The 24,855-nt window shown below is 73.8% G+C and carries 25 protein-coding genes and 1 pseudogene; 10 read left to right on the forward strand and 16 right to left on the reverse strand.

Annotated elements, in window-relative coordinates; translation table 11 throughout:
* Nucleotides 1–15: 15 nt before the first annotated feature.
* The 6 genes from mnhG to AB2L28_RS14160 are packed head-to-tail and all read right to left on the reverse strand — an operon-like array spanning nt 16 to nt 6,088.
* Nucleotides 16–378 (reverse strand): monovalent cation/H(+) antiporter subunit G, encoded by a 363-nt coding sequence (mnhG, locus tag AB2L28_RS14135; RefSeq protein WP_370719618.1) that lies wholly within the window; start codon nt 376–378, stop codon nt 16–18.
* Nucleotides 378–659 (reverse strand): MrpF/PhaF family protein, encoded by a 282-nt coding sequence (locus AB2L28_RS14140; RefSeq protein WP_370719619.1) that lies wholly within the window; start codon nt 657–659, stop codon nt 378–380. Before AB2L28_RS14140 ends, mnhG begins: the two co-directional genes overlap by 1 nt.
* Complete coding sequence (locus tag AB2L28_RS14145) at nt 656–1,258, reverse strand: Na+/H+ antiporter subunit E (protein ID WP_370719620.1); 603 nt, start codon at nt 1,256–1,258, stop codon at nt 656–658. Before AB2L28_RS14145 ends, AB2L28_RS14140 begins: the two co-directional genes overlap by 4 nt.
* Nucleotides 1,255–2,847 (reverse strand): Na+/H+ antiporter subunit D, encoded by a 1,593-nt coding sequence (locus AB2L28_RS14150; RefSeq protein WP_370719621.1) that lies wholly within the window; start codon nt 2,845–2,847, stop codon nt 1,255–1,257. The genes AB2L28_RS14145 and AB2L28_RS14150 overlap by 4 nt, the downstream gene beginning before the upstream one ends.
* The gene (locus AB2L28_RS14155) at nt 2,844–3,281 is read right to left on the reverse strand and encodes a Na(+)/H(+) antiporter subunit C (RefSeq protein WP_370719622.1); all 438 of its coding nucleotides are present in this window, start codon (nt 3,279–3,281) and stop codon (nt 2,844–2,846) included. Before AB2L28_RS14155 ends, AB2L28_RS14150 begins: the two co-directional genes overlap by 4 nt.
* The gene (locus AB2L28_RS14160; RefSeq protein ID WP_370719623.1) at nt 3,278–6,088 is read right to left on the reverse strand and encodes a Na+/H+ antiporter subunit A; all 2,811 of its coding nucleotides are present in this window, start codon (nt 6,086–6,088) and stop codon (nt 3,278–3,280) included. Before AB2L28_RS14160 ends, AB2L28_RS14155 begins: the two co-directional genes overlap by 4 nt.
* A gap of 95 nt (nt 6,089–6,183) precedes the next feature.
* On the opposite strand from AB2L28_RS14160, the gene AB2L28_RS14165 reads away from it, so the two are divergent.
* From AB2L28_RS14165 to AB2L28_RS14175, 3 genes are read left to right on the forward strand one after another with little or no spacing between them, the layout of a single operon-like run.
* The gene (locus AB2L28_RS14165; protein ID WP_370719624.1) at nt 6,184–6,594 is read left to right on the forward strand and encodes a helix-turn-helix domain-containing protein; all 411 of its coding nucleotides are present in this window, start codon (nt 6,184–6,186) and stop codon (nt 6,592–6,594) included.
* Nucleotides 6,595–6,614: 20 nt separating this feature from the next.
* Nucleotides 6,615–7,775, forward strand: coding sequence for a hypothetical protein (locus tag AB2L28_RS14170; protein WP_370719625.1), 1,161 nt, complete (start codon nt 6,615–6,617; stop codon nt 7,773–7,775).
* Nucleotides 7,768–8,301, forward strand: coding sequence for a GNAT family N-acetyltransferase (locus AB2L28_RS14175; protein WP_370719626.1), 534 nt, complete (start codon nt 7,768–7,770; stop codon nt 8,299–8,301). Before AB2L28_RS14170 ends, AB2L28_RS14175 begins: the two co-directional genes overlap by 8 nt.
* Here AB2L28_RS14175 and AB2L28_RS14180 read toward each other — a convergent pair.
* The 4 genes from AB2L28_RS14180 to AB2L28_RS14195 are packed head-to-tail and all read right to left on the reverse strand — an operon-like array spanning nt 8,271 to nt 10,854.
* Nucleotides 8,271–8,915, reverse strand: coding sequence for a class I SAM-dependent methyltransferase (locus AB2L28_RS14180; RefSeq protein ID WP_370719627.1), 645 nt, complete (start codon nt 8,913–8,915; stop codon nt 8,271–8,273). The genes AB2L28_RS14175 and AB2L28_RS14180 overlap by 31 nt on opposite strands.
* Entirely contained in the window at nt 8,912–9,223 is a 312-nt protein-coding gene (locus AB2L28_RS14185; protein ID WP_370719628.1) for an AzlD domain-containing protein, read from the reverse strand. Before AB2L28_RS14185 ends, AB2L28_RS14180 begins: the two co-directional genes overlap by 4 nt.
* Nucleotides 9,220–9,921, reverse strand: coding sequence for an AzlC family ABC transporter permease (locus tag AB2L28_RS14190; RefSeq protein WP_370719629.1), 702 nt, complete (start codon nt 9,919–9,921; stop codon nt 9,220–9,222). Before AB2L28_RS14190 ends, AB2L28_RS14185 begins: the two co-directional genes overlap by 4 nt.
* A 6-nt stretch (nt 9,922–9,927) precedes the next feature.
* Entirely contained in the window at nt 9,928–10,854 is a 927-nt protein-coding gene (locus AB2L28_RS14195; protein WP_370719630.1) for an asparaginase domain-containing protein, read from the reverse strand.
* 871 nt (nt 10,855–11,725) lie between these two features.
* Between AB2L28_RS14195 and AB2L28_RS14200 the strand changes: the two genes are divergently transcribed.
* The 3 genes from AB2L28_RS14200 to AB2L28_RS14210 are packed head-to-tail and all read left to right on the forward strand — an operon-like array spanning nt 11,726 to nt 14,433.
* On the forward strand, nt 11,726–13,348 hold the full coding sequence (locus AB2L28_RS14200) for an FAD-dependent monooxygenase (RefSeq protein ID WP_370719631.1): 1,623 nt from the start codon (nt 11,726–11,728) through the stop codon (nt 13,346–13,348).
* Nucleotides 13,349–13,381: 33 nt separating this feature from the next.
* Nucleotides 13,382–13,903 (forward strand): GNAT family N-acetyltransferase, encoded by a 522-nt coding sequence (locus tag AB2L28_RS14205; protein WP_370719632.1) that lies wholly within the window; start codon nt 13,382–13,384, stop codon nt 13,901–13,903.
* Complete coding sequence (locus AB2L28_RS14210) at nt 13,900–14,433, forward strand: GNAT family N-acetyltransferase (protein WP_370719633.1); 534 nt, start codon at nt 13,900–13,902, stop codon at nt 14,431–14,433. The genes AB2L28_RS14205 and AB2L28_RS14210 overlap by 4 nt, the downstream gene beginning before the upstream one ends.
* Here the strand turns inward: AB2L28_RS14210 and AB2L28_RS14215 are convergent.
* Nucleotides 14,393–15,237: pseudogene (locus AB2L28_RS14215) on the reverse strand (helix-turn-helix domain-containing protein). The gene AB2L28_RS14210 and the pseudogene AB2L28_RS14215 overlap by 41 nt on opposite strands.
* A 100-nt stretch (nt 15,238–15,337) precedes the next feature.
* Here AB2L28_RS14215 and AB2L28_RS14220 point away from each other — a divergent pair.
* Both AB2L28_RS14220 and AB2L28_RS14225 read left to right on the forward strand, forming a co-directional pair.
* Nucleotides 15,338–16,228 (forward strand): oxidoreductase, encoded by an 891-nt coding sequence (locus tag AB2L28_RS14220; protein ID WP_370719634.1) that lies wholly within the window; start codon nt 15,338–15,340, stop codon nt 16,226–16,228.
* 35 nt (nt 16,229–16,263) lie between these two features.
* Nucleotides 16,264–17,376, forward strand: a complete 1,113-nt coding sequence (locus AB2L28_RS14225; protein WP_370719635.1) for a hypothetical protein — start codon at nt 16,264–16,266, stop codon at nt 17,374–17,376.
* 49 nt (nt 17,377–17,425) lie between these two features.
* On the opposite strand, the gene AB2L28_RS14230 is transcribed toward AB2L28_RS14225, so the two are convergent.
* The 5 genes from AB2L28_RS14230 to AB2L28_RS14250 form a co-directional block, all read right to left on the reverse strand.
* On the reverse strand, nt 17,426–19,066 hold the full coding sequence (locus AB2L28_RS14230; RefSeq protein ID WP_370719636.1) for a glycoside hydrolase family 13 protein: 1,641 nt from the start codon (nt 19,064–19,066) through the stop codon (nt 17,426–17,428).
* Complete coding sequence (locus tag AB2L28_RS14235; RefSeq protein WP_370719637.1) at nt 19,063–19,314, reverse strand: hypothetical protein; 252 nt, start codon at nt 19,312–19,314, stop codon at nt 19,063–19,065. Before AB2L28_RS14235 ends, AB2L28_RS14230 begins: the two co-directional genes overlap by 4 nt.
* Before the next feature lie 43 nt (nt 19,315–19,357).
* Nucleotides 19,358–20,263, reverse strand: a complete 906-nt coding sequence (locus AB2L28_RS14240) for a carbohydrate ABC transporter permease (RefSeq protein ID WP_370719638.1) — start codon at nt 20,261–20,263, stop codon at nt 19,358–19,360.
* A 1-nt stretch (nt 20,264) separates the two neighbouring features.
* Entirely contained in the window at nt 20,265–21,278 is a 1,014-nt protein-coding gene (locus tag AB2L28_RS14245; RefSeq protein WP_370719639.1) for a carbohydrate ABC transporter permease, read from the reverse strand.
* Between the two features lie 65 nt (nt 21,279–21,343).
* On the reverse strand, nt 21,344–22,657 hold the full coding sequence (locus AB2L28_RS14250; protein WP_370719640.1) for an ABC transporter substrate-binding protein: 1,314 nt from the start codon (nt 22,655–22,657) through the stop codon (nt 21,344–21,346).
* A gap of 281 nt (nt 22,658–22,938) precedes the next feature.
* Here AB2L28_RS14250 and AB2L28_RS14255 point away from each other — a divergent pair, with 281 nt between their 5' ends.
* Entirely contained in the window at nt 22,939–24,036 is a 1,098-nt protein-coding gene (locus AB2L28_RS14255; protein ID WP_370719641.1) for a LacI family DNA-binding transcriptional regulator, read from the forward strand.
* Nucleotides 24,037–24,047: 11 nt separating this feature from the next.
* The gene (locus AB2L28_RS14260; RefSeq protein WP_370719642.1) at nt 24,048–24,662 is read left to right on the forward strand and encodes a flavin reductase family protein; all 615 of its coding nucleotides are present in this window, start codon (nt 24,048–24,050) and stop codon (nt 24,660–24,662) included.
* Nucleotides 24,663–24,855: the final 193 nt, after the last annotated feature.

The raw sequence follows: 24,855 nt of genomic DNA on the forward strand, positions 1-24,855 counted from the left end.
CGCGCCAGGGGGCGGTCAGTCGCGGGAGCGCTCCTCCTCGGAGAGCTCGTCCGCCAGCTCGTCGTGGTCGAGCGCGGACGGGTCGACCTGCCCGGTCCGGTAGGCGGCGCGGCCGACCATGTGCGTCGCGACGGGCACCGTGAGCAGCTGGAACGCCGCGATCGCCACGAGGGTGGCCACGTCGGCGCCGCGCCGCAGCGTGATGCCCACCGCTAGGAGGGACAGCACGACACCCAGCACCTGCGGTTTGGCCGTGGTGTGCATCCGTGCCAGCACGTCGGACAGCCGCAGCAGCCCGACGGCCGCGACGAGGGTCAGCAGGCACCCCAGCAGCAGCGCCGTCGCGCCGACGACGGTCCCGACCGTGGTCCAGTCCATCAGCCCCGTCCCCTCTCCTGGTCGCTCTCGCGGGACGCGTACCGCGCCACGCTCACCGACCCCACGAACCCGACGAGGGCGAGCACGACGATGACGGGCAGCGTCGTGTCGTGCCGGTTCGCCACGGCCTCGACGCACAGCCCGATGACGACGACCGCGACGATGACGTCGAGGGCGATGACGCGGTCGAGCATGGTGGGGCCCTTCGCGACCCGGACCAGGGCCAGCAGGGCCGCCACGGTGAGCATCCCCACGCACAGGGCGATGACGACGGGGTTCACGGGCGGTTCCCTCCGCACAGGGCGTCCGAGCCGTCGGCCCGGCAGCGTTCGAGGTACTCGGCGTAGTCCTGCGGCGCGGCGACGGTCCGCATGATCCGCCGCTCGGTGAGCAGGACGGTGCGCCGGGTCCGTTCCCGCCCCTGCGCGCTGTCGACCCCGAGGGCGTGGATGTAGATGGAGCCCTGCCCGCCGAGGGCGGACGGCGCCCCGATCTCGACGACGACCGAACCGGGCACCAGGGAGACCAGTTCCGCGGTCATCGTCACGACCAGGTCCGAACCGCTGTGCAGCGGGATCCGCACCACCGAGCTGCGGGGTTGCGGGCCGGGCCGGACCGCGAGCCACGCCACCTGCGCGCTCGCGGCGAACAGGTCCACCAGGAACCGGCCCAGGAGCAGCAGGACGCGCACCGGCCGGACCCGCAGCCGGGACGGGACCGGGGGCAGCGGCAGCACGACGGTCACGAGCAGGCCGACGAGCGTCCCGGACAGCACGTTGGCCCAGGACAGGTCGCCCCACAGCAGCAGCCACAGCACGACGAGCCAGACGAGCACCGGCAGGCTGACCCGCCCGCGCAGCGAGAGCACCCGGTCGATCACGAGCCCACCTCCGTCGCCCCGTCCGCGGCCCCGCCCCGCAGGACGGTGGCCGTGTAGGGGGTGCCGTCCAGCAGGTCGTGGGCGGCCCGGTCGCTGACGCCGAACAGCGGGCCGGCGACGACGGTGATCGCGACCCCCACGACGACGAGCGCGGTGGTCGGGACGACCATGCCGAGCGGGGTGCGGGTGCCGATCCGGGTGGCCGTCGCCAGGCCCGCGACGTGGTCGCGGTCGACCTGTTCCTGCGGTTCCTGCCAGAACGCCCGGTTCCACACCTTGGTGACGGCGTACAGGGTCAGCAGGCTCGTCAGGACGCCACCGGCGACGAGGACGAGCGCGGGCCAGGTGCCGACGTCCACGCCCGCCTGCAGCAGCCCGACCTTGCCGAGGAACCCGGAGAACGGCGGGATGCCGGCGAGGTTCACCGCCGGGACGAAGAACAGCACCGCGAGCAGGGGGGTCCGCTTGGCGAGCGAGCCGAGGGCGTCCAGCGACGTGCTGCCCGCGTACCGCTCGACGAGTCCGGTCACGAGGAACAGCGTGGTCTGCACGGTGATGTGGTGGGCGACGTAGAACACCGCCCCCGACAACCCGGCCGCCGTCCCGAGCGCCACGCCGAACACCATGTACCCGATGTGGCTGACGAGCGTGAACGAGAGCAGGCGCTTGACGTCGTTCTGCGCCACGGCGCCGAGGATCCCCACGAGCATCGTCGCCAGCGCCACCCACATCAGCAGGCTGGACGCCTGGCCGCCGGGGAACAGCAGCGTCTCGGTGCGGATGATCGCGTAGACGCCGACCTTGGTGAGCAACCCGGCGAAGACGGCCGTGACGGGTGCGGGGGCGGTCGGGTAGGAGTCCGGCAGCCAGGCCGACAGCGGGAACACGGCGGCCTTGATGCCGAACCCGACGAGGAGCAGCAGGTGCAGGACGAGCTGGACGTCGGGGTCCACCTCGCGCAGCCGGACGGACAGCTCGGCGAGGTTCACCGTGCCCGTCGCGGCGTAGACGAGGGCGATGGCGGTGAGGAACACCAGCGAGGACAGCAGGCTCACGACGACGTAGGTCGTGCCCGCCCGCACGCGGGCCCCGGTCCCGCCGAGGGTGAGCAGGATGTAGCTGGCGGCCAGGAGGATCTCGAAACCGACGTAGAGGTTGAACAGGTCGCCGGACAGGAACGCGTTGGAGACGCCGGCGGACAGGACGAGGTACGTCGGGTGGTAGATCGAGATGGGGGTCCCCTCCTCGCCGTCGGCGACGCCCTGGGCGAGGGAGTAGAGCAGGACCGCCAGGGTGACGACGGAACTGACGACGAGCATGAGCGTCGACAGGCGGTCGGCGACCAGCGGGATCCCGAGGCGGGAGGGCCAGCCACCGACGGAGATCGCGTACGTGCCGTTGCCGCGGTCGGTGAGGACGAGCATCGCGACGCAGGCCACGACGACGACGCTCAGCGCGGTGACGCTGATGGTCCGCTGGGCCCGGGGTCGGCGGGCCAGGGCCAGCGTCAACCCGGCCGCGAACAGGGGCAGGACGACGGGCAGCGGCAGGAGGACGCGGGGCCAGTCGTCCCAGGCGGTCCCGGTCACCGGCTCACCCCCTCGCCCTCTTCGTCGCTGGTCTCGCGGGTGTCGTCGTCGTAGCTGGCGGACGTCTCGTCCCGTTCGGCCCGCCGCACGATCCGGCGGTCCTCCACGTCGTCCTGGACCTCGTCGTGGCCGTCGATCTGCCAGCTGCGGTAGGCCAGGGCCAGGACGAACGCGACCATCCCGAGGGTGATGACGATGGCGGTCAGGACCATCGCCTGCGGCAGCGGGTCGCTCATCTGCTCCGCGGTGGTCCCGCCGGTCACGAACGGCGCCTGGCCGGGGCGTCCGCTGGCGACGAGGAACAGCACGTTGATGCCGTTGCTCAGCAGGACGATGCCGACGATGACGCGGGTCAGGGTGCGTTCGAGCAGCAGCGTCACGCCGCAGGCGACGAGCACCCCCGCGATCACGACGAGCGTCAGGTTGGGGCTCACGAGGTCTCCGTCCCCTCTTCGATCTGGCGGTCGATCTCGGCGCCGAGGCTGCGGATGACGTCGACGACGAGGCCGACGACGAGCAGGTAGACCCCGACGTCGAAGAACAGGGACGTCACGAGCTTGACGTGGCCCAGGACGGCGACGTCGAACTCGATGACGGCCGTCTGCAGCACGCCCTGGCCGATGAGGATGCCGACCAGGCCGGTCCCCGCGGACAGGAACAGACCGCTGCCCAGCAGCCAGCCCGCGTTCACCGGGACCGCGGTGTTGAACTCGTACCGCCCGCCCGCGAGGTAGCGCACGACGAGCGCGAGCCCGGCGACCAGACCCCCGGCGAAACCGCCCCCGGGCTGGTTGTGCCCGGCGAACACCAGGTAGAGCGACAGCACGAGGATCGCGTGGAACGTCAGCCGGGTGACGACCTCGAAGACGACGGAGCGGCGCTCGGGGGCGACGGTGCTGCCCGCGGGCAGCCAGTTCTGCTGCCGCGACCGCTCCGGCACGTCCTGCTCCGGGTCGGTGTGCGCCGCGAACGCCTGGTCGATGGACCCCATCCGGCGGCGGAACACCAGGCTCGCCACCCCGGTCGCCGCGACGAGCAGCACCGAGAGCTCGCCCATGGTGTCCCAGGCGCGGGCGTCGACGAGGGTCACGTTGACGACGTTGCGGCCCCCGCCGAACTCGTACGCGAGCGCCGGCAGGTCCAGGGACACCGGGCGCTGGACGCGGGCACCGGCCGCGACGAGGGCGAACAGGGAGGCGCAGGTCCCGACGGCGACGCCGATGCCGATGCGGACCCACCGGGTGCCGACGAGGGGGCGGGAGGAGAAGAACGGCGGCAGGCGCCGCAGCGCGAGGACGAACACGACGAGGGTGATGGTCTCGGCGAGCGCCTGCGTCAGGGCGAGGTCGGGGCCGGCGTGCAGGACGAACAACAGCGTCACGCCGTACCCGGTGACGCCGGCGAGCACCACGGCCCGCAGGCGGCGGCGGGCCCGCACGGTCAGCACGGCGGCCACCACGACGACGATCCCCACGAGGACCTGGCCGGGGGTGTCGTAGAGGACGACGTCGCTGGGCCACGGCCGCGTCCACAGGAGGGCCCCGCCGGGCACGAGCACCACGACGAGCAGGATCGAGGCGAGGTAGATCGGCAGCGACCCGCGCTGGGTGGCGCCGGTGACCTCGACGGCGACGCGGTCGACGGCGCGCACGGTCCGGCGGTACCCGCGGTCGGCGGCGGGGACGGCCGGGGCCCTGCGCTGCAGCGACTCCACGCGGTCCTTCGCGACGACCAGCACGGCGGCCAGCGCGAAGGTGACGACGGTCAGCAGCAGCGGGACGGAGAACCCGTGCCACAGGGCCAGGTGCTCGGCTTCGCCGGGCAGGTCGCCGGCGACGAGCGCGGCGGGCCGGTCGACGAGGGGGGCGAGCGGCCCGGCGAGCAGCGTCACCCCGGCCAGCACGAGCGGGGCGGCGGTGAACCCGGGCGAGGGCCGCGGGGCCGTGGAGTCCGGGACGCCCGGTTTGCGCCAGAACGTCCCCCAGACGAACCGCGCGGAGTACGCGGCGGTCAGCACCGACCCGAGGACGAGGCCGGCGAGCACGAGGGGGTCGTCGAGGAACGCGTCGTACGCGGCCTCCTTGGCGACGAAACCGGCCGCGACGGGGATCCCGGCCATCGAGGCGGCCGCGACGGTGCCGGTGACGGCGAGCAGCGGCATCCGCCGTCCCAGGCCGGACAGCTCGCGCAGGTCCCGGGTCCCGGTCTGGTGGTCGACGATCCCCACGACGAGGAACAGGGAGGACTTGAACGTCGCGTGGGCGACGAGCAGGGCGATCCCGGCCGTGGCGGCGGCGGCCGTCCCGGCGCCGACGAGGACGGTGAGGAACCCGAGCTGGCTGACGGTGCCGAACGCGAGCAGGAGTTTCACGTCGTGCTGGCGCAGCGCCCGGTAGGCGCCGACGAGCATCGTCGTGGTCCCCAGGACGAGGACGGTGGTCCGCCACTGCGGTAGCTCGGCGGCCGCCGGGGCGAACCGGGCGACGAGGTAGACCCCGGCCTTCACCATCGCGGCGGCGTGCAGGTAGGCGCTGACGGGGGTGGGCGCCGCCATCGCGGCGGGCAACCAGAAGTGGAACGGCACGAGGGCCGACTTCGTGATCGCCCCGAGGAGCAGCAGGACGACGGCGACCGTCGCGGCCGTTCCCGTGGGGAAGTCCGCCAGGACCTCCGAGAGCCGGTACGTCCCGGCCTGCTGCCCGATGAGGATCAACCCGACCAGCATGGCCAGCCCGCCGAACGTCGTGACGACGAGGGCCTGCGTCGCGGCCCGGCGCGCGGAACGCTTCTGCGCGTCGTACCCGATGAGCAGGTACGAGAACACCGTGGTCAGTTCCCAGAACACGTAGAGCTGGATCAGGTCGTCGGCCAGGACGAGCCCGGTCATGGCGCCGGTGAACGCGGTGAGGACGGCGGCGAAGCGCGCGGAACCGGGGTCCCGTTCGTGGAAGTAGCTGCCGCAGTAGAGGAGGACCAGCGCCCCCACACCGCCGACGAGGAGCGTCAGGACCCAGGACAGCGGGTCGAGGCGGAAGGCGAGCTCGGCGCCGAGGGAGGGGACCCACGGGACGACGACCTCGGGGGTCTGCCCGCGCAGCACGGCGGGGCCCTGGGACGCCGCCCAGACCGTCGTGGCCGCGGGGGCGAGGGCGAGCACGGCGAAACCTCGCCGGTCGACCCGCTTCACCAGGGGCGCGGCGAGGACGGCGGCGACAGCGTGGACGATCAGCAGTGTCAGCACGGCCGGTCCTCACGTTCGGGGGCAGGTCGGTCCCCGCAGACTACCCCAGGGTTTCGTTCTGTTCGATTCGAGATAGCGCCTGTTACGGTGGGGAGGTGTCGCCGTCCGTCGCCTGCCACGGCGCCGAGGTCACCGTACGACCCGGCCTGGAAGGTCTCGCCGAACTCGTCGAACTCCTCACCGCCCAGCCCGACGCGGAACTGTCGGTGAAGGCCGGTCGCCGCGGGGCCGCCCTGCCGGCCGAACTCGCCCACGCCCTGCGCCAGACCGTGAGCGCCCTCGCCGCCGGCGAGGCCGTGACCCTCACCCCGCACGAGGCGCTGCTGACGACGCAGGAGGCCGCCGACGTCCTCGGGGTCAGCCGCCCCACGATGGTGCGCCTGCTGGAGTCCGGCGCCCTGCCCTACACCAAACCCGGCACGCACCGCCGCGTGCTCCTGGAGGACGTGCTGGCCTACGCCGAGGAGCACCGCAGCGGACGGCCGGCGCGCCCCCGCGACGCCTGAGCCGCTGCCATGATCGAGCGGTGACCGGTGAGGGCCCGGGTGGGGAACCGGCCGACGACCTGCTCGCGGGGCCGCGCGGGCGGCGGTTGCTGTCCGCGCTGGTGGGGGAGGGGTCCGACGCTGAACCGTGGGCGTGGTCCGCGCACGAGGACGACCTCGGACTGCCCGGTCTCGCACCGCTGCCGGACCCGCTGCGGACCGAGCTGCGCGAGCGGTTGCGGCGGGCCGTCTCCACCCTCGACCTCGACGCGCTCCGCGCCCGCTCCGACCCGCGCGACCTGCTGACGGCGTTCGCCGACTCCGTGGCCGCCGCCCGGTACTGGCAGGACCCCGACCCGGAGGACCGGGCGCTCGCGGACCCGGAGCTCGTGGAGGTGCTGCGACCGGTGGCGCGCGCCGTGGCGGCCGGTCCCGCCGCGAGGTGGTGGTCGGACCCGGTGGACGTGACGGCGCAGCAGCACCTCTGGTGGCGGTTCGAGGGCCGGGACGGGTACCGGCCGATCGTCACCGGTTCCCCGGGCGCGGCTGCGGCGGCGTGGCGGGGCTGGCGCACCGCGGTGGACGCCGAGGAGGAGCGGTGGCGGACCGAGTTCCCCCGGCACACCCTCGGGCGGTGCAGCGGCACCTGGTGGTCGACTCCTCCGGACCGCCCGGAGCTGCCGTCGAGCACCCCCGTGCTGCCGGGGGGACTCGGGGTGGGGATGACGCTGATCGAGGACGAGATGGGCATCGAGGAGGTCGACGCCCGCGCGTTGCGGCTGCGGGACGGACTGCGCGTGCACGAGGTCCACGACGCCGCGGACTGGTGCGCCCTCGTCGCGGCGCACCCGCGGTCGGTGACGTTCACCCGGCGGCACGACTGGTGGCTCGCGACCGGGTGGGACGGCGCGTGGGCCCTGCCCGACTGGGCGTCCGTGGCCCGGGAGTGGGACGGGGTGCACCTGTCCGCCCGCGGCTACCTCGCCGTGTCGGGGCGCGTCCTCGAGACGGCGGTGCCCGGGAACGTGGTGGGTGCCGACACCGACGGGGTCCGCCCCGGCCCGGCGCGGACCCTGCTCGCCGGGTGGAACCCGGGCGTGACGCACTGGCTCACCGACGCCGTCACCGAGGTGGAGCCGCCGGTGCGGTGGCGCAGCCTCGAGGACCGGTACCCGCTGGAGTGGGCCCCCTCCCGTGCCTGACGTCACCGTCACCCCCGCCGACCCGACGTCGGCCCCGGCCCGCACCGCGCTGCGCGCCTACTACGACGACATCGTCACCCGCTGGCACGCCCGCCCGGCGACGGCGGCCGAGGTCGACGACCTCGTCGCCGGGGCCGGGGACGACCGGCTCACCCCGCCGCACGGCCTGCTCCTGCTCGCCCGCCGCGGCGAGGAGGTGCTGGGCTGCGCGGGGTTGCGCGTCCTGGGTGACGTCGGGGAGGTCACGCGCCTGCACGTCACCGCCGCCGCCCGCGGCCGCGGTGTGGGCACCGGGCTCCTGACGGCGGTGGAGGCCGAGGCCCGCGGGCGGGGTCTCGCGGTCCTGCGGCTGGAGACCCGGCGCGACCTCGTCGAAGCGCTCCGCCTCTACGCCCGGCACGGGTTCACCGCGACCGGGCGGTTCACCGACGACCCGTACGCCCACCACTGCCTGGCCAAGCGCCTGGCCCCCGCCGACCCGGACCGCGGTGGGCCTCAGACCCGCCGCAGTTCCCACAACCCGTAGTGCACGACGTACCCGTACTCCTCGTGCCGCCAGGCCGGCACGTACCGGTACTCGTACGGCGCGAGACCGGCCGCGGTGACGGCGGCGAGCTGCGCCGTCGCGTCGTAGGTGTGCATCGCCACCCCCGGCAACCCCTCGGCGGAGAACTCCCGCTGCCGCGCGCCCGGTCCCAGCACCCGGTCCTCCACCGCCCCCACCAGGACGCGCGCCCCCGGGGCGCACGCCGCGGCGAGGTGGGCGAGCGTGGCGCTCAGGTCCCGGCAGAACTCCAGGCACCCCACGGCCAGGACGACGTCGAACCGCCCCCACGCCGCGGGCACCGGGTCGTTCAGGTCGTGCAGCTCGTAGCGTCCCCGCGGCCGGGCCCGTCGGGCGCTCGCCAGCATCCGCGGCGACACGTCGCAGCCGAGCACCTCGACGTCGGCCGGGAGTTCGCTCGTCAACTGCCCCGGGCCGCAGCCCACGTCGAGCACCCGGCACTCCGGGGTGAGGGCGCGCAGCAGGAAGTCGGCGACGAGCGGGCCGTAGTACTGCACCGAGCGCCAGCCCGGGACGTAGTGCGGCGCGAACTCGTCGTAGTACGTCGCGATGTCCTCCACGGAGGAGTCGTTCATCCCCACCCCAGCGCTCGCAGTCCGGCCGCCGTGCCCGCGGCGAGCACGACGACCACGATGAACGGCGCCCGGCAGGCGAGCGCCACGACGGCCACGACGAGTCCCGCGGCCCGGGCGTCGAGGACGAGGTCACGGCCGGTGGAGAACGTCTGCAGCACCACGAGGGAGGCCAGCAGCGCCACCGGCAGCATCCCCGTCAGCCGCTTCACGCGCGGCGCCTCCAGCGCGGCGGGCGGCACGACGTACCCGGCGAACTTCGTCGCGAACGCGACGGCCGAGGCCGCGAGGACGGCGATCCAGAACGTCACGCCGCCTCCCCCGCCCGGCGCTGCGGCCGGCACCACGCCACCAGCGACCCGACCGCCGCGGCCGCGACGACGGGCAGCCCCTGCGGGATGACCGGTACGAGCGCGGTCGTGACGAGCGCGCCGACGGCGGCGATCGCGACGGGTTCGCGGCCCGCCAACCGCGGCCACAGCAGACCGACGAACGCCGCCGCGGCGGCGGCGTCGAGACCGAACCGCTGCGGGTCGCCGAGGGAGTTCCCGGCGAGCGCACCCGCGAGCGTCGTGAGGTTCCAGCCGGCGTAGACGCCGATCCCGGTGACCCAGAACCCCAGGCGCCGCGACGGGGGGTCGGGCTGGGCGACGGCGACGGCCGTGGACTCGTCGATGGTCAGGTGCGCGACGGGCAGACGCCGCCAGCCGCGCGGGCGCAGCACCGTCGTCAGCTGCAGGCCGTAGAGCGCGTTGCGCACCCCCAGCAGCGAGGACGCCGCGACGGCGGCCCCGGCCGTCCCACCCCCGCCGAGCACCCCGACGAGGGCGAACTGCGACCCACCGCTGAACAGCAGGAGGGAGAGCGCGCACGTCTGCCAGACCGACAGGCCGCTGGTGACGCTGAGGGCGCCGAAGCTGATGCCGTACAGACCGGTGGCGATGGAGACCGACAGGCTCTGCCGGACGACGGGGGACCGGGCGTCCGCACCGGGGGTCGTCACGAGCACAGCATGTCAGCCGCGCGCGGCGAACCCGGCGGCCACGTCGGCCCCGGCGCGCAGCAGCGCGGCCAGCAGCACCCGCGCCTGTCCCGCCTTCAGCCGCCCCGCAGGGACCACCCCGGCGGCCGCCAGGTCCGCGCCGCCACCACCGTCCCCGTACGTCGTGGTCACGGGCCCGGCGGGGACCCGCGTCGTCAGCACGACGGCGACCCCCGCGGCCCGCGCCCGCGCGACCGCGTCGACGACGGCCGGGGTCGCGTTGCCCGACCCCAGCGCCTGCAGCACGATCCCCCGCGCGCCCGCGGTGACGCAGGCGTCCAGGAGCACCCCGTCCATCCCGGGGTGCCCGGCGACGACGTCCACCCGCGGCCAGGGGGCGTCCACCGGGGCGAGGGGGACGTGGGGGAGGGGGCCGTCAGGGGCGGCGAAGGCGTCGAGGTCGGTGGTGTGCCGTTTCGCGGCCCCCGCTGCCAGGACCAGTCCCCCTCGGAACGCCACGGCGACGCCCGAGGTCGACGTCGCCGCCCACAGCGCGTACCGGACGTTCTCGGCGGCGTCGGGTTCGGGGTGGTCCGCCGTCCGCTGCGACCCGGTCAGCACCACCGGCCGCGCGTCGTCGTGGTGCAGGTCGAGCAGGTAGGCGGTCTCCTCCAGGGAGTCCGTCCCGTGCAGCACGACCACCCCGGCGACCTCGGGATCGGCCAGCGCGTCGCGGACGGCGGACACGACCGTCCAGGCGTCGGCGAGCGTGAGGGTCGAGGAGTCGACCCGCAGCGCCTCGACGACCCGCACCCGCACCCCGACCGCTTCGGCGGCGTCCCCCACGAGGGCCCCGCCGTCGAGGCTCGGACGACTGACCCCGTCGGTGTCCACGGTGCTGGCGATCGTGCCGCCGGTGGTCACCACCACGATCAGCGGGGTCGTCAGCGGGGTCGTCACGGTCCTCCTCGGTCCTGCGCGGTTCCTGACGGCCAACGCTTCCACACGCGGCTCCACCGCGCGCCACCCGAGGGCCGGCACGGGGACGACGCTCCCGTCCCCGCCGGGGCACCCGCGGTCCCGCTCGGGTGCGGCGACGGCGTCGGACGCGTCAGCGCAGCCGCTGGCGGGTACCGGCGTGGAGGCCGGGTTCCATCGATGCGCCCCGCCTGCAGCTCGTCGTGCAGGGCGTCACGACCGTCGTCGCCTTCGCCGTCGGAGTTACCGATCACGGGGTCCCTGGTTCATCGGGACTCCTTCACGGTGGGGGTGTCCTGGTCCAGGAGGCGACGCAGGGTGCGCAGGACGAGGGGCCTGTCGGGCGTCGGGCAGACGGCGCAGCAGGGCGAGGCAGTGCTCCCGGTCACCGTGACCGGCGTCGTCGTGGGCGGGGTGTCGGAGCTCGGCGGGGTCGCTGACCCGCTCACGGCACCAGGGTCGCCGGTGGTGGGGGGCGACGGCGTCGACGACCACGCGGTTCGGGGAGGCCGAGGGGTTCTCGACCGCCTGGAGGGTGACCACTTCAGAGCGCAGCGGGCCAGGACGTCCTGCACCAGGTCCTCGGCCTGGTGGGGGTCCCGGAGCAGGCCACGGGCCAGGCGGACCGGTTCCGGACCCTTCCAGGAGACCAGGGACTCCAGGTCCCACACCACGGCCCGGGCGGGGTGCCGTCGCGAGGGGTGTCGGGGCCGGGGGTGTCGTGCGCGTGGTGGGTGGCTCCGCCGCGACCGGCGACGATCGAGGTGACGGGGCGTCCACCCTCCCACCGGTCCGACCCGCGGGGGAGTCGACGTCCCTGGCACGGCCTGCGTGGGGCGAGCATCCTGGCGGGGTGCCCGAGTCCTCCGGTCAGCCCTATCGCGACTACCTGCGCCCACCGGGGAGTCGCCGGGACGAGGGCCCCGGTTGGTTCGGTCGTCCACCCGAAGACGTCGTGGAGGAACTGCCGGTCGAGCACACCGACGTCCTCGTCGTGGGTGCCGGACCGACCGGTCTCCTGGCCGCCCTCGTCCTGGCCCGCCGCGGCGTCCGGGCCGTCGTCGTCGACCAGAAGGCGGGCCCGACGACGGAGTCGCGCGCCCTGGCGGTCCAGGCGAGAACGGTGGAGGTCTACGACCAGCTCGGTCTCGCCGAGGAGTTCCTCGCCCACGCGCACCGTGCCGCCCGGGTGCAGATCGGCCCTCCCGGACGTCTCGTCGTGATCGACCTCGCCGCCGCCCAGCAGGGCCAGACCCCGTTCCCGGGGCTGCACGTCCTGGAGCAGAGCCGCACGGAGGAACTCCTCGTCGGCGCGCTCACCGCGACCGGCGGCGACGTCCGCTGGAACCGCACCCTCGTCGACCTCGACGACCGGACGGCCGAGCCCGGCGGTCGTGTCCGCGCGCTCCTCGACGGTCCGGGCGGGATGACCCGCGTCCACGCCTGCTGGTGCATCGGTGCCGACGGTGCGGGGTCCTCCGTCCGTCGCTCGCTGGGCCTGGCGTTCGAGGGCGTCACCGACGACGCCGTGTTCTGGGTCGCCGACCTGCGCGGTGCGACCGGCCTGCCGGACGACTGCCTCGCGATGCGGGCGGGACGCCGGGGTTTCGGGGTGTTCTACCCCCTCGGTCCGGACGGTCACGCCCGGGCCATCTCGATCGCCGCCGGTCCCGACGTCGGGCCGGAGGAGGCCCTCGCCACCGCCCGCGAGGACCTCGGCGTCGGCCACGAGTCCGTCGACTGGTTCTCCACCTACCGCGTCCACCACCGTGTCGCCGAACGGTTCCGCCGCGGCGCGGTGTTCCTCGCCGGTGACGCGGCCCACGTGCACTCCCCGGTCGGCGGCCAGGGCATGAACACCGGACTGCAGGACGCCCAGGACCTCGCTCACCTCCTCGCCGACGTCGTCCACGGTCACGTCGGCCCCGCCGCCCTCGACCGCTACGGACGGGAACGCCGACGGGTCGCCCTGCGCCTGGTCCGCGTCACCGACCGCGCGTTCGGCCTCGTCGCCCGGAGAAACCACGGAACCGCCCTCCTGCGGCGGGCGTTCGTCATCGTCGCCGCCCCCCTGGCCGCCCGGGGCGTGCGGACCCGCCTCGGCCGGAGCGTCGCCGGGTACGTCGGGCAGTACCGGATCCACCACCACGTCGCCTCGGCGCCGCTGCTGGTCTGGGCCGACGACCGCGCCGTCGGGCGTCGGTCGTTCCCCACCGAGGAGAACCGCCCGGCCCTGCGGTCCCTCACCTGGCAACTGCACTCCTACGGCTCACGTCCCGTACGCCCGGTGGACCTGCCGGACTGGATCGACGGGCCGCACACGTTCCCCGCCGACCCCACCGGCCGGTGGCGCAGCGACCGCACCTACCTCGTCCGCCCCGACGGTTTCGTCGCCGCCGCGGTCCCCACCTCCGGGGGCGTCCTCGACGGAGCGGTTCTGCGCACCGCCTTCCGCGCCCACCACCTGCGCGCCTGATCCCGGGGCGACCCGCGGCGGTACCGTCCGAGCATGACCCTCGACCGGCAACCGGTGCTCACGAGCGACCTCGTCCGGCTGCGGCCGCTGCGCGCGGAGGACGCGGAACCCCTGCGCCGCATCGCCGCCGACCCGCTGATGTGGGAGCAGCACCCCGCCGAGGACCGGACGGCCGAACCCGTGTTCCGCGCCTGGTTCGAGGACGCCCTCGCCTCCGGCGGGGCGCTCGTCGCGGAGGACCGGGCGGACGGTGAGGTGTTCGGCGTCTCCCGGTACGTCCTGCGGGGGACGGACGCGGTCGAGATCGGGTGGACGTTCCTGGCGCGGTCCCGGTGGGGTGGCCGGTGGAACGGGGAGGTCAAGCGGTTGATGCTGGACCACGCGTTCGCGTCCCTGCCGACCGTGGTGTTCACGGTCCACGCCGACAACCTCCGGTCCCAGCGGGCCGTGGAACGTCTCGGCGCGCACCGCACGGGGACCCACGTCGACGCGGCGGGGCTGCACCAGGTGACGTACCGGCTGGACCGCTGCGACGCCGGTGAGGTGACCCGGTGATCGGCGCTCTCACCCTCCCCGCGACCCTGCGGGCCCGGGATCAGGACGTCGTACTGCGCCGTGCGGTCGAGGACGACCTGACCGCGGTCGTGGGGTTGCTCGCGGACGACCCCGTGAGCACCGCCCGCGGCGACCGCGCCTCGGCGGCGGACGAACCCCTCTACCGCTCGGCGATGCTCGAGATCCTGGCCGACCCCGCCAACGACCTCCTCGTGGCCGTGGACGCCGCGGGGGAGGTCGTGGGGACCCTGCAGCTCACCCGGATCCCCGGGATGGCGCGGCGCGGTTCGGCGCGGTTGCTCGTCGAGGCCGTCCGGGTGCGCAGCACCCTGCGGTCGGGAGGGATCGGGACGGCGCTCATGCGCTGGGTGACCGACGTCGCCGCCCCGGCGACGGGTTCCGCCCTGGTCCAGCTGACGTCGGACAACTCCCGCACGGACGCGCACCGGTTCTACGAGCGGCTGGGTTTCGCGGGGTCCCACCGGGGTTTCAAGTACGCCGTGCCGCCTCGTCCGGCACCGGGCGGCTGACCGCCAGCGACCCGAGCAGCGCGAGCGCCTGCGCCGAGTCCGAACCCCGTTCGGCGTGGTAGACCACCAGGAGCTGGCCGTCTGTCCCGCCGACGGGCAGCTTCTCGCGGCGCAGTTCCAGCAGACCGACCTCGGGGTGCTGCAACCGGGCGAGGCCGCCGGCCAGGTCGTGGACGTCGTGCCGCGCCCACAGGCGCGCGAACTCCGGGCTGGCCAGCGACAGCTCGCCGACGAGCCGGGCCACCCGCGGGTCGTCGGCCCCCGCGCCGACGGAGGACCGGAAGGCGGCGACCATCCCGCCCGGGCCTGCGCCGGATCCAGCACGATCGCGCTCTCGGCCTCGTCGAGGAACACCGCCCGCAGCCGGTTCTGCCCGACGCGCAGCGAGGGCCACAACGCCGTCGCGAGCGGGTTGGCGGCGAGGACCTCGAACGTGCGGTCCTCCACGAACGCGGGGAGGTCCAGCGCGTCCAGGAGCTGCCGGATCCCCGTCGGGACGACGTCGCGGGTCCGGCGCCGCGGTGCCGGCCGGTCCGAGACCAGCCCCAGGAGGTGGTCGGTGCCCGCGGCGTCGAGCCGCAGGACCTGCGCGACCGCCTCCAGGACCTGCCGCGAGGGGTTCCGGTCCCGGCCCTGCTCGAGCCGCAGGTAGTAGTCGGCGCTGATCCCCGCGAGCGTGGCGACCTCCTCGCGCCGCAGGCCGGGGGTCCGGCGCACCCCGGTGACCCGCACGCCGACGTCGGCCGGGTCCACCAGCTCGCGGCGGGCGCGGAGGAACTCGCCCAGGGGGTTCTGCGGCACCAGACCAGCGTAGGCGCGCGACCCCGGGACCAGCCTGGTCCTGGCGGTCCCAGGAACGAGCCGGTGCTGCCTGCGGGCCGGGGCCGCCGCGCACGCTGACGGCGTGACCACCGCACCCCACACCTCCGCCCACACCTTCGCCGTGGCCGACCTGGACCTCACCCGGACCGGGTTCGGCGCCATGCAGCTCGCCGGGCCGGGCGTCTTCGGCCCACCGGCCGACCGGGACGAGGCCCTGGCCCTGCTCCGCGCCCTGCCGGAGCTCGGCGTGAACCACGTCGACACCGCCGACTCCTACGGCCCCCACGTCGTCAACGAACTCATCCGCGAGGCGTTCACCCCGGCCGACGGCGTGCACGTCGTGACGAAGGTCGGCGCCGTCCGCGACGACGCCGGGGCGTGGGTCCCGGCCACCCGACCGGACCAGCTCGTCGCCCAGGTGCACGACAACCTGCGCACCCTCGGCGTCGAGGCCCTGGAGGTGGTGAACCTGCGCGCGGGGGGCGGGGCCGACGGCCACTCCGCCGTCCCGGGGTCGATCGCGGAGCAGTTCGGGGCCCTCGCCGAGCTGCGCGAGCAGGGGCTCGTCCGACACCTCGGCCTCAGCACCGTCGACCTCGCCCAGCTCGACGAGGCGCAGGCCATCGCGCCCGTCGTCTGCGTCCAGAACCTCTACAACCTCGCCCACCGCGAGGACGAGGGGGTCCTGCGGGCCACGCACGAGCGGGGTATCGCCTACGTCCCGTACTTCCCCCTCGGCGGGTTCTCGCCGTTGCAGTCCCGCACGCTCGCGGGAGTCGCCGCCGAGCTGGGGCGCTCCCCGCTGTCGGTGGCCCTCGCGTGGCTGCTCCAGCGGTCCCCGAACGTCCTGCTCATCCCCGGGACCTCCTCCCTGGCGCACCTGCGCGAGAACGTGGCCGGCGCCGCCGAACCCCTCGCGCCGGCGGCGGTCGCGACGCTCGACGCGCTGGGCGCGGACCCCGAGGACGACTGACCCGGCCCGCGCGGGGGGAACCACCACCACCGGACGTGCGTCCCACGGGGATGCTGCGCCGTCGCGACGTCCTCGCCCTCGGTGCCGTCGGCGCGCTCGCCGCCTGCGGCGAGCAGCCCGGGGGAGCACCGACGTCACCCAGCGCCTGGCCGGGTGACCTGCCCACCGCGACCGGGACCTGGCAGGAGATCCCGGACGCGCCGATGAGCGCGCGCCGGACGCCGACGCTGACCTGGACGGGCACGGAGTTGCTGGTGACGGGCGGGGTGGGCCGGGTCGTGGGACCCACCGTCACCTGCCCGCCGAACGCGCTGTGCGAGGCCCCGCCGACCGAACCGCTGGAGGGCAGCGGCGCCTTCGACCCCGCGACGGGCACCTGGCGCGCCCTGACCGGCGGGAACTGGTTCCACCACGGCCCGACCTGGACCGGCAGGCTCCTGACGGACGGGTGGAGCTGGTTCGACCCCGCCACCGACGCCACGGGCCGGGCCCCGGAGAGCGACCTGCTCGTCTACGCCCCCGCGGCCTGGTCCGGTGCCGAGGTGCTGTGCGTCGGCACGGACGGCAGCGGCCAGCCGGTCCCGCACACGCTGTGGGCGTGGGACCCCGCGACGGGCGCGACGAGGACGGGGCGGGTCCCCGGGCCGGACTCCGGCGAGACGTGCCACACGCTGTGGGCCGGCGACGAACTGCTCGTGGGCCTGACGATGCTGCCGCCGGAGGCGCCGACCGTCCAGGCCTACGACCCGGTGGCGGACGCGTGGCGGGCCGTGTCGATGGGCCCGGCGGTGCAGCTCCTGCCCCCGGGAGGGTGGGACGGCGAGCGCGTCGTCGGCCTCGGCTGGGCCGAGGCGGAGCTCGCCCAGCTCGACCGCACCGACCCGACCGACGGTACGTCGTCCCCGGTGCCGCTGCCGGCCGCGCTGGACGGCCGGCAGACGGTGCCGGACCTGGCGGTCGCACCCGACCGCGTCGCGGTCGGGGTGGGCCCCCGCTACGCCGTCCTGGACGGCGACACGTGGACGGCCCTGCCCGCGCTGCCGGGCGTCGGGGACGACGAGCGGGTCACGACGGCCTGGGCGGGGGACCGGCTCGTCGCCTGGGACGACACGCTGCGCCGGACCGGGTGGTGGATCGACCTGGGGTGAGGCGTCGGCGCAGAGGTGGGCAGCGTCCCGGTGCGGTCTTGCCCCGACCTCACCCCGCGCGCCGCACCCAGACCGTCGTCTCGCCCGGCAGCTCGGTGAGCCCGCCACCCGCGGGGTCGCCGGAACTACTCAGCAGCACCTCCCCCTCCGGCAGCGGCACCGCGGACGTCGTGAAGTTCGTCGTGCACACCCAGCCACCGGGACGGGCGAACGCCACGACGCCGTCGGGGGAGTCGAGGAACTCCAGCTCCTCCCCGGTCACCAGCTCCCGCCGCCGCGCGATCGCGGCCCGGTAGAACGCGAGCGTCGATGCCGCGTCCGCGGCCTGCGCCTCGACGGCGAACCGCCCGGACCACGGCGGTTGCGGCAGGTGCGCGGGACGGCCGCCGTCGGGGCCGAACCCGAACGAGGAACCGGACGAGCTCCACGGCAGCGGCACCCGGCACCCGTCGCGTCCCTTGGCGGTCCCGAGGGACCGGGTCCACGTCGGGTCCTGCAGGACGACCCCGGGCAGGTCGGCGACCTCGGGCAACCCCAGTTCCTCGCCCTGGTACAGGTAGGCGCACCCCGGCAGCGCGAGCAGGAACGCGGTGGCCGCGCGGGCCCGTCGCAGACCGCGTTCCTCGTCGGCCGCGGGGTCGGTGCCGTCCGACATCAGCCACGCCGGCAGGGACGTGCCGGTCGGCAGGCCGTACCGCGAGGGGTGCCGGACGACGTCGTGGTTGGACAGCACCCAGGTCGACGTGGAACCGGCCGCGCGGGCCAGGTCGAGGTTCTGCTCGACGACGGTGCGGAACCGCCCGGCGTCGAAGTCGGCTTCGAGGAGGTCGAAGTTGAACGCCTGGCCCAGCCCGTCCGCCGAGGCGTAGCGCGGGCGGCGGTGGGTGGGGACGACGGCTTCGGCGACGGCCATCCTCGGCGGGTCGTACTCGTCGAAGAGCTTGCGCCAGCTCCGGTAGACCTCGTGCACGTCGTCGCGGTCGTCGAAGGGGTGCGTCCCCTCCGGCACCGTGCGCGCCTCGATCTCCGCCTGGGTCGGCAGGGGGCCGGTGAGGTCCTTCGTGAGGTAGTGCGCGACGTCGATGCGGAACCCGTCGACGCCGCGGTCGGCCCAGAACCGCAGCGTGCGTTCGTGGTCCTCGCGCACGTCGGGGTGGTCCCAGTTCCAGTCCGGCTGCTCGGGGGCGAACATGTGCAGGTACCACCAGTCGTCGCCCACCGGCTCCCAGGTGGGGCCCCCGAAGCTGGCCCTCCAGTCCGTGGGCGGGCCGTCGGCGCCGTGGCGGAACACGTAGCGCTCGCGCTCGGGGGACCCCGGTCCGGCGGCGAGAGCGGCCTGGAACCACGGGTGCCGGTTCGAGGAGTGGTTGGGGACGATGTCGACGATGAGCTTCAGGCCCGCGGCGTGCAGGGCCGTGACCATGGCGTCGAAGTCCGCGAGGGTCCCGATCGTCGGGTCGACGTCGCGGTGGTCGTCGACGTCGTAGCCGCCGTCGGCCAGGGCCGAGGGGTAGAAGGGGCTGAGCCAGACGGCGTCGACACCGAGGTCGACGAGGTGGGGGATGCGCCGGGTGATCCCGGCGAGGTCGCCGGTGCCGTCGCCGTTCGCGTCGGCGAAGGAGCGCGGGTAGACCTGGTAGACGACGGCCTGGCGCCACCAGTCAGCGCCCGGACCGGTCGTCCCCGTCACCGCTGCTCCGCCCGGTCCCGCTGCGAGCGGGCGGCCTTGACGACGACGGCGTCCGCGACGAGCAGCAGGACGAGGACCCCGACGAGCTTCAGGGCCGGGGCCCCGGTGACCTCGGCGTAGACCGTGAACCCGAGGACGAGGACCGTCATCGCGATGAGGAGACCGCCGAACGTCTCCAGGTGCTGGGCGTTCCGGCGGGCGCGGTCGGCGCTCGGGTGGGAACTGCTGGCGCGGGGCCGGGTGGCCATGGCGGTCTCCTCGTCGTGCCGGGGTCGAGGTGGTGCGGGTGGGTCAGCTCTTCACGCCACCGGCGGTGAGGCCGGAGACGATGCGGCGCTGGAAGACCAGCACCATGACGATCAGCGGGACGGTGACGATGGTGCCGGCGGCCATGACGGCGGTGTACGGCTCCTGGTGCGGCTGCGCCCCGGTGAAGCTGGCGATCGCGACGGTCACCGGTTGGACCCTGTCCCCACCGAGCTGGCTCGCCAGGAGGAACTCGTTCCACGCCGCCGTGAACGCGAGGATCGCGGTGGTGAAGATGCCGGGCGCGGCCAGGGGCAGGATGACCTTGACGAACGCCTGACCCGGGGTGCAGCCGTCCATGCGGGCCGACTCCTCCAGCTCCCAGGGCATCTCGGTGAAGAACGCCGTCAGCGTGTAGACCGTCAGCGGCAGGACGAACGAGATGTTCGGGATGATGAGGGCCTGGTAGGTGTTCAGCCAGCCGATGTCCGTGAACAGCTGGAACAGGGGCGTGACGAGGGCGACACCGGGGAACATCGACGCCCCGAGGATGATCCCGAGGACGTAGAACTTCCCCTTGAACTGCAGGCGGGCCAGGGCGTAGGCGGCGAACACGCCGACGACGATGCCGACGGCCGTGGTCGCCGCGCCGATGACGAGGCTGTTGAGCAGGGCCCGGCCGAAGTGGTTGCCCCGCTCGGTGGAGAACGCCGTCGCGTAGTTGTCGAGCGTGACGTGCGTCGGCCAGGGCGTGCTGTCGAACGTGTAACCGACGTCGCGGAAGCTCGTGACGATCATCCAGTAGAACGGCAGCAGCCCCCACAGGCAGATGAGGACGACGCCGACGTAGGTCAGGGTGGTGGCCAACGGCCGGCGCCGCTGGACGATCTCGACACCCGAACTCGTGTAGTTCTTGCCGCTGCGGGTCGCGGTGCTGGACGCGGTCGCCATCTCAGGCCGCCTTCCTGGCCTTGGGGGCACGCTGCTCGGTCACGTTCGCGCCCAGGAACTTGATGAAGATGAACGCGACGAGGAAGACGATGAGGAAGGTGATCGTCGAGAGGGCGGACGCGGCGTGGAAGCCGGATCTGACCTGGTCGACGACGAGCATCGACAGCGTCGAGGTGTCGCCGGCACCACCGGTGAGGATCTTCGGCAGGTCGTACATGCGCAGGGTGTCCAGGGTGCGGAAGAGCACGGCGACCATGAGCGCGGGCCGGACGAGCGGCAGCGTGATGAACACGAACCGCTTCCAGGCTCCCGCGCCGTCCATCTTCGCCGCCTCGTAGACACCCTCGTCGATGACCTGCAGACCCGCGAGGATCAGCAGCGCCATGAAGGGGGCGGTCTTCCAGGTGTCGGCGATGATGATGGCGGCCTTGGGGGCCCAGCCGTCGCCGGTCCAGAGGATCTCGGTGCCCAGCACCCTGTTCGCGATGCCGTCGTAGGCGAAGATGAAGTACCACAGCTTGGCGGTCACCGCGGTGGGGATCGCCCACGGCACCAGCACGCTGGCGCGCAGGATGGCGCGACCCTTGAACTTGCGGTGCATGACGAGGGCGAAGATCAGGCCCAGCACCGTCTCGAGCGTCACGGCGACGACGGTGAAGAGGAAGGTCACGCCCGTGGCGGTCCAGAACTGCGACCCCAGCGTGCCCGGTGGGCAGCTGAAGGCCCCACCGCCGCAGTCCTGCAGCAGCCACAACCGGTAGTTGGCGATGCCGGCGAAACCGCCCTCGACGAACATCCCGGTGGAGGGGTCGAGGCCGGCGTCCTGGGTGAAGGACTGCGAGACCGCCGTCACGATGGGGTAGAGGATGACGATCGCCAGCAGGAGGATCGTCGGACCGATCAGCAGCGCGGCGCGCCGCCCGGATCCGTCGTGCAGGCTCTTGCGCCTGCCCGGGTCGAGCGGTGGCTCCCCCTGTGCGTACTCACCGGTGGCCACACCTGACGTGGAACTCATGCGTCCTCCTCAGGACTGCGTGGCCGGGGGCGGGACCTGTCCCGCCCCCGGTTCCAGGTTTCCGGTCACTGACCGCCGGCGATGGCGTTCTGCACGGACTTCTGCATGTCGGACAGCGCGGTGTCGGTGTCCTTGCTGCCCGACAAGGCCGCGAAGGCGTTGTCCTGGATGGCCTTGGTGACGGCCGGGTAGAACGGCGTCACCGGGCGCGGGACGGCGTTCTCGATCGAGGTCTTCAGCTCCGGCAGGTACGGGAACTGCTCAACGAGGGCGGCGTCGTCGTAGAGCGAGGAGATGACCGGTGCGGCCGAACCCTGGGTCAGCCAGTCGCGCTGGATCTCCTCGGACTGCAGGAACTTGACGAACTCGAAGGCGGTCTCCTTGTGGTCGGAGTAGACGCTGATGCCGGCGGCGTGACCCCCCAGGCTCGAGGCGCCGGGCTTCCCGTCACCGTTGCCGGGCAGCGGGGCCACGCCGAAGGTGTCCTTGACCGTCGACGAACCGTCGGTCTTGGCGAGGCTGTAGACGTAGGGCCAGTTGCGCAGGAACATCAGCTTGCCGTCCTCGAAGGACTGCCGGCCCTGCTCCTCCTGGTAGGTGATCGCCTGCCGGGGGATGTTCCCGTCCTGGAACCCCTCGACCAGCGCCTCCAGCCCGGCCTTCGCCTCGGGGGTGTCGAGGGTGGCGGTCTTGCCGTCCTCGGACAGGATGGACCCGCCGAACGTGTTGATGGCCTCGGCCGTGTTCACGGTGAGCCCCTCGTACTGGGCGAACTGGCCCGCGTAGCAGTCGATGCCGTTCTGCTGCGCGATGGGGCACATGGACATCATCTCGTCCCAGGACTTCGGCGGGGTGGGGACGAGGTCCTTGCGGTAGTAGAGGAGGCCACCGTCGGAGGTGGTGGGTGCGGCGTAGAGCGTGTCGTTGTACGTCTCGGCCTGCACCGTCGGTTCGAGCAGGTTCGACGTGTCGAGCTCGTAGTCACCGGTCAGCGGCTGGAGCCAGCCCTTGGCGGCGAACTCCGAGGTCCAGATGTTGTCGACGCTGACGACGTCGTAGTCGGCGTTCTCGGCCTGGAAGTTCTGGACCAGGTCGTCGTGCTGCTGGTCGGCCTGGTCGGTCTGCTCCTTGAGCGTGACCTGCTGGTCGGGGTGCGCCGCGTTCCACTTGTCGATCGCGGGCTGGACGATGCCGCTGTTGTCCTTGCCCTGCACGTACGTGATGGGCCCGGTGGAGTTCCCGCTCTGCGCGGCGTCGGAGTTGCCGCCGCCGGAGTCGCCACCGCCGCACGCGCCCAACGCGAGGACGCCGGTCGCGGCCAGCGCGAGGGAGAAGGAGATCCTGCGGGCTGCAGGGGACTTTCCGGACTTGCCGAACACGGTGTTCTCCTCTTCATCGAGAGCAGTCGGGGTCGGACGTTCTCCCGGGCGACCCCCCGGGCCGGGTTCGGCAGCGAACCTGGTCCGGCGGGAGAACTGAACACCCACCGCACAGGGGCGTCAACGCGCAACCGACTTTCACGCAACCGCTTGTGGCGACGAAAGTCCTGGTGAGGAGGTTGCAAGCGCTTGCGTTGCAGATTGGTAACGCACACGATTGTGGTACCCGTTCCGGGGTTCGGACGCTGGACCGGTGGGCCGAACGGTGGTCGAATCCCGTCATGCCCGCGACGTCGCGACCTCCCGTGCGCAAACCCTCCCCGCCGGTGCCGGAGGTGCGGATGGCGGACGTCGCCGAGCGCGCCGGGGTGTCCCTGGGCACGGTTTCCCGGGCGTTGCGTGGTCTGGAGGGGGTCAGTGCCGGGACCCGTGACCGGATCCGCGCCGTGGCCGCGGAACTGGACTACGTCGTCAACCCCCAGGCCGCGGCTCTCGCCGGTCGCTCCACTGGCCGGGTGGCCGTGGTCCTGCACGACCTGCCGACCTGGTACTGCAGTTCCGTCGTCCTCGGCCTGGAGCGGCAGATGCGCCCCGCGGGTCTCGACCTGCTCGTCCGCTGCGTCGACGACCCGCACGACCGCATCGAGTTCTTCGCGACGATGCCGCTGCGGCGCAAGGTCGATGCCGTCGTCGTCGTCGCCATCGCCTTGACCCCGGTCGAACTGGGCAGGCTCACCGACGCGGGGGTCCACGTCGTCGCGGCCGGCAGCCACTCGCACTCGGTGCCGTGCGTCGCGATCGACGACGTGCTCGCCGCCCAGCAGGCCGTGAACCACCTCCTCCAACTGGGGCACCGGCGCATCGCCCTGCTCAACACGGTGGCCGCCTCGGACCGGGCCTGGCAGGCGCAGCGGGACCGGGAGACCGGTTACCGGACCGCGCTGGAGACCGCCGGGGTCCCCGTCGACGAGGACCTCGTCGTCTCCTGGTCCGGCGGTTCGCGCGGCGGGGCCCAGGGGATGGACCGGTTGCTGTCCGGCCGCCGCCTGCCGAGCGCGGTGTTCGCCTTCTCCGACGAGGTCGCGCTGGGAGCGCTGCGCAGCCTGCGCCGTGCCGGCATCGAGGTCCCGCGGCAGATCTCGGTCGTCAGCATCGACGACCACCCCCTCGCCGAGCTCACGGACCTGACGACCGTGGGGCAGGACCCCGAAGCGCTCGGGATCGCGGCGGGCGCCGCCGTGCTCGACCTGCTCGCCGGGCGGCCCGTGCGCGAGACCGGCCCGTTCCCCACCCGCCTCATCGTCCGCGGGACGACCGCCCCGCCGCTGGACCGAGGGGTGGGGCCCGCGCCGGGTCGCGGGTGGCCGGGCGGGCGGTAGCGTCGCGACCCGTGCACTCCTACAGCCCTCGTGACGGACACCGGCTCGCGCACGACCCGCTGAACTCCATCGTCGCCCCGCGTCCCATCGGCTGGGTGTCCACGGTGGCCGCGGACGGGACGCGGAACCTGGCGCCGTACAGCTTCTTCAACCTGCTGAACTACCGGCCGCCGATCGTCGGGTTCTCCAGCACGGGCCACAAGGACAGCGTGACCAACGCCGAGGCGACCGGGGAGTTCGTCTGGAACCTGGCGACCCGGTCCCTGGCCGCGCCGATGAACGAGACGTCGGCGTCGGTGGGGCCGGAGGTCGACGAGTTCGCCCTCGCCGGGCTCACCCCCGAGGCGTCGTCGCACGTCCGCCCCCCGCGCGTGGCCGAGAGCCCCGTCGCCTTCGAGTGCCGCGTGACCCGCGTCCAGGAGCTCACCGACGTCGACGACCGGGGCGTCGGCGCCTGGCTCGTGCTGGGCGAGGTCGTCCAGGTCCACCTCGACGAGTCGCTCCTCGTCGACGGGGTCTTCGACACCCTCGCCGCCGACCCGCTCCTGCGCGGCGGCGGGCCGGCCGACTACTTCACGATCAGCCAGGAGCAGCGGCTGCGGATGACGCGGCCGGACGCGCGGTAGGCGGGGGCGCGCAGGCAGGCACGTCGTGCCTACCCTCGGGGTGGAGCTCCGTCCCCGGAACGGAGACCACCGCGAGAGGAGACGCTCCTGGCACCCGGACGCAGTGGGCTCGACCACGACGAGCTGTGCACGACCCTGGAACTGGCGTTCAGCGAGACGAGCGGGCCACCGGCGGCCGTCCGCCTCCTGCGCC

It is taken from the genome of Kineococcus mangrovi (assembly GCF_041320705.1).
GTDB classification, from domain to species: Bacteria; Actinomycetota; Actinomycetes; order Actinomycetales; family Kineococcaceae; genus Kineococcus; species Kineococcus mangrovi.

Bases quoted from the DNA above. Each gene is read 5' to 3' on its own strand.
- AB2L28_RS14180 (WP_370719627.1), bottom strand. From the start codon at position 8,915: ATGAACGACTCCTCCGTGGAGGACATCGCGACGTACTACGACGAGTTC.
- mnhG (WP_370719618.1), bottom strand. From the start codon at position 378: ATGGACTGGACCACGGTCGGGACCGTCGTCGGCGCGACGGCGCTGCTG.
- AB2L28_RS14240 (WP_370719638.1), bottom strand. From the start codon at position 20,263: ATGGCGACCGCGTCCAGCACCGCGACCCGCAGCGGCAAGAACTACACG.
- AB2L28_RS14245 (WP_370719639.1), bottom strand. From the start codon at position 21,278: ATGAGTTCCACGTCAGGTGTGGCCACCGGTGAGTACGCACAGGGGGAG.
- AB2L28_RS14255 (WP_370719641.1), top strand. From the start codon at position 22,939: ATGCCCGCGACGTCGCGACCTCCCGTGCGCAAACCCTCCCCGCCGGTG.
- AB2L28_RS14235 (WP_370719637.1), bottom strand. From the start codon at position 19,314: ATGGCCACCCGGCCCCGCGCCAGCAGTTCCCACCCGAGCGCCGACCGC.
- AB2L28_RS14205 (WP_370719632.1), top strand. From the start codon at position 13,382: ATGACCCTCGACCGGCAACCGGTGCTCACGAGCGACCTCGTCCGGCTG.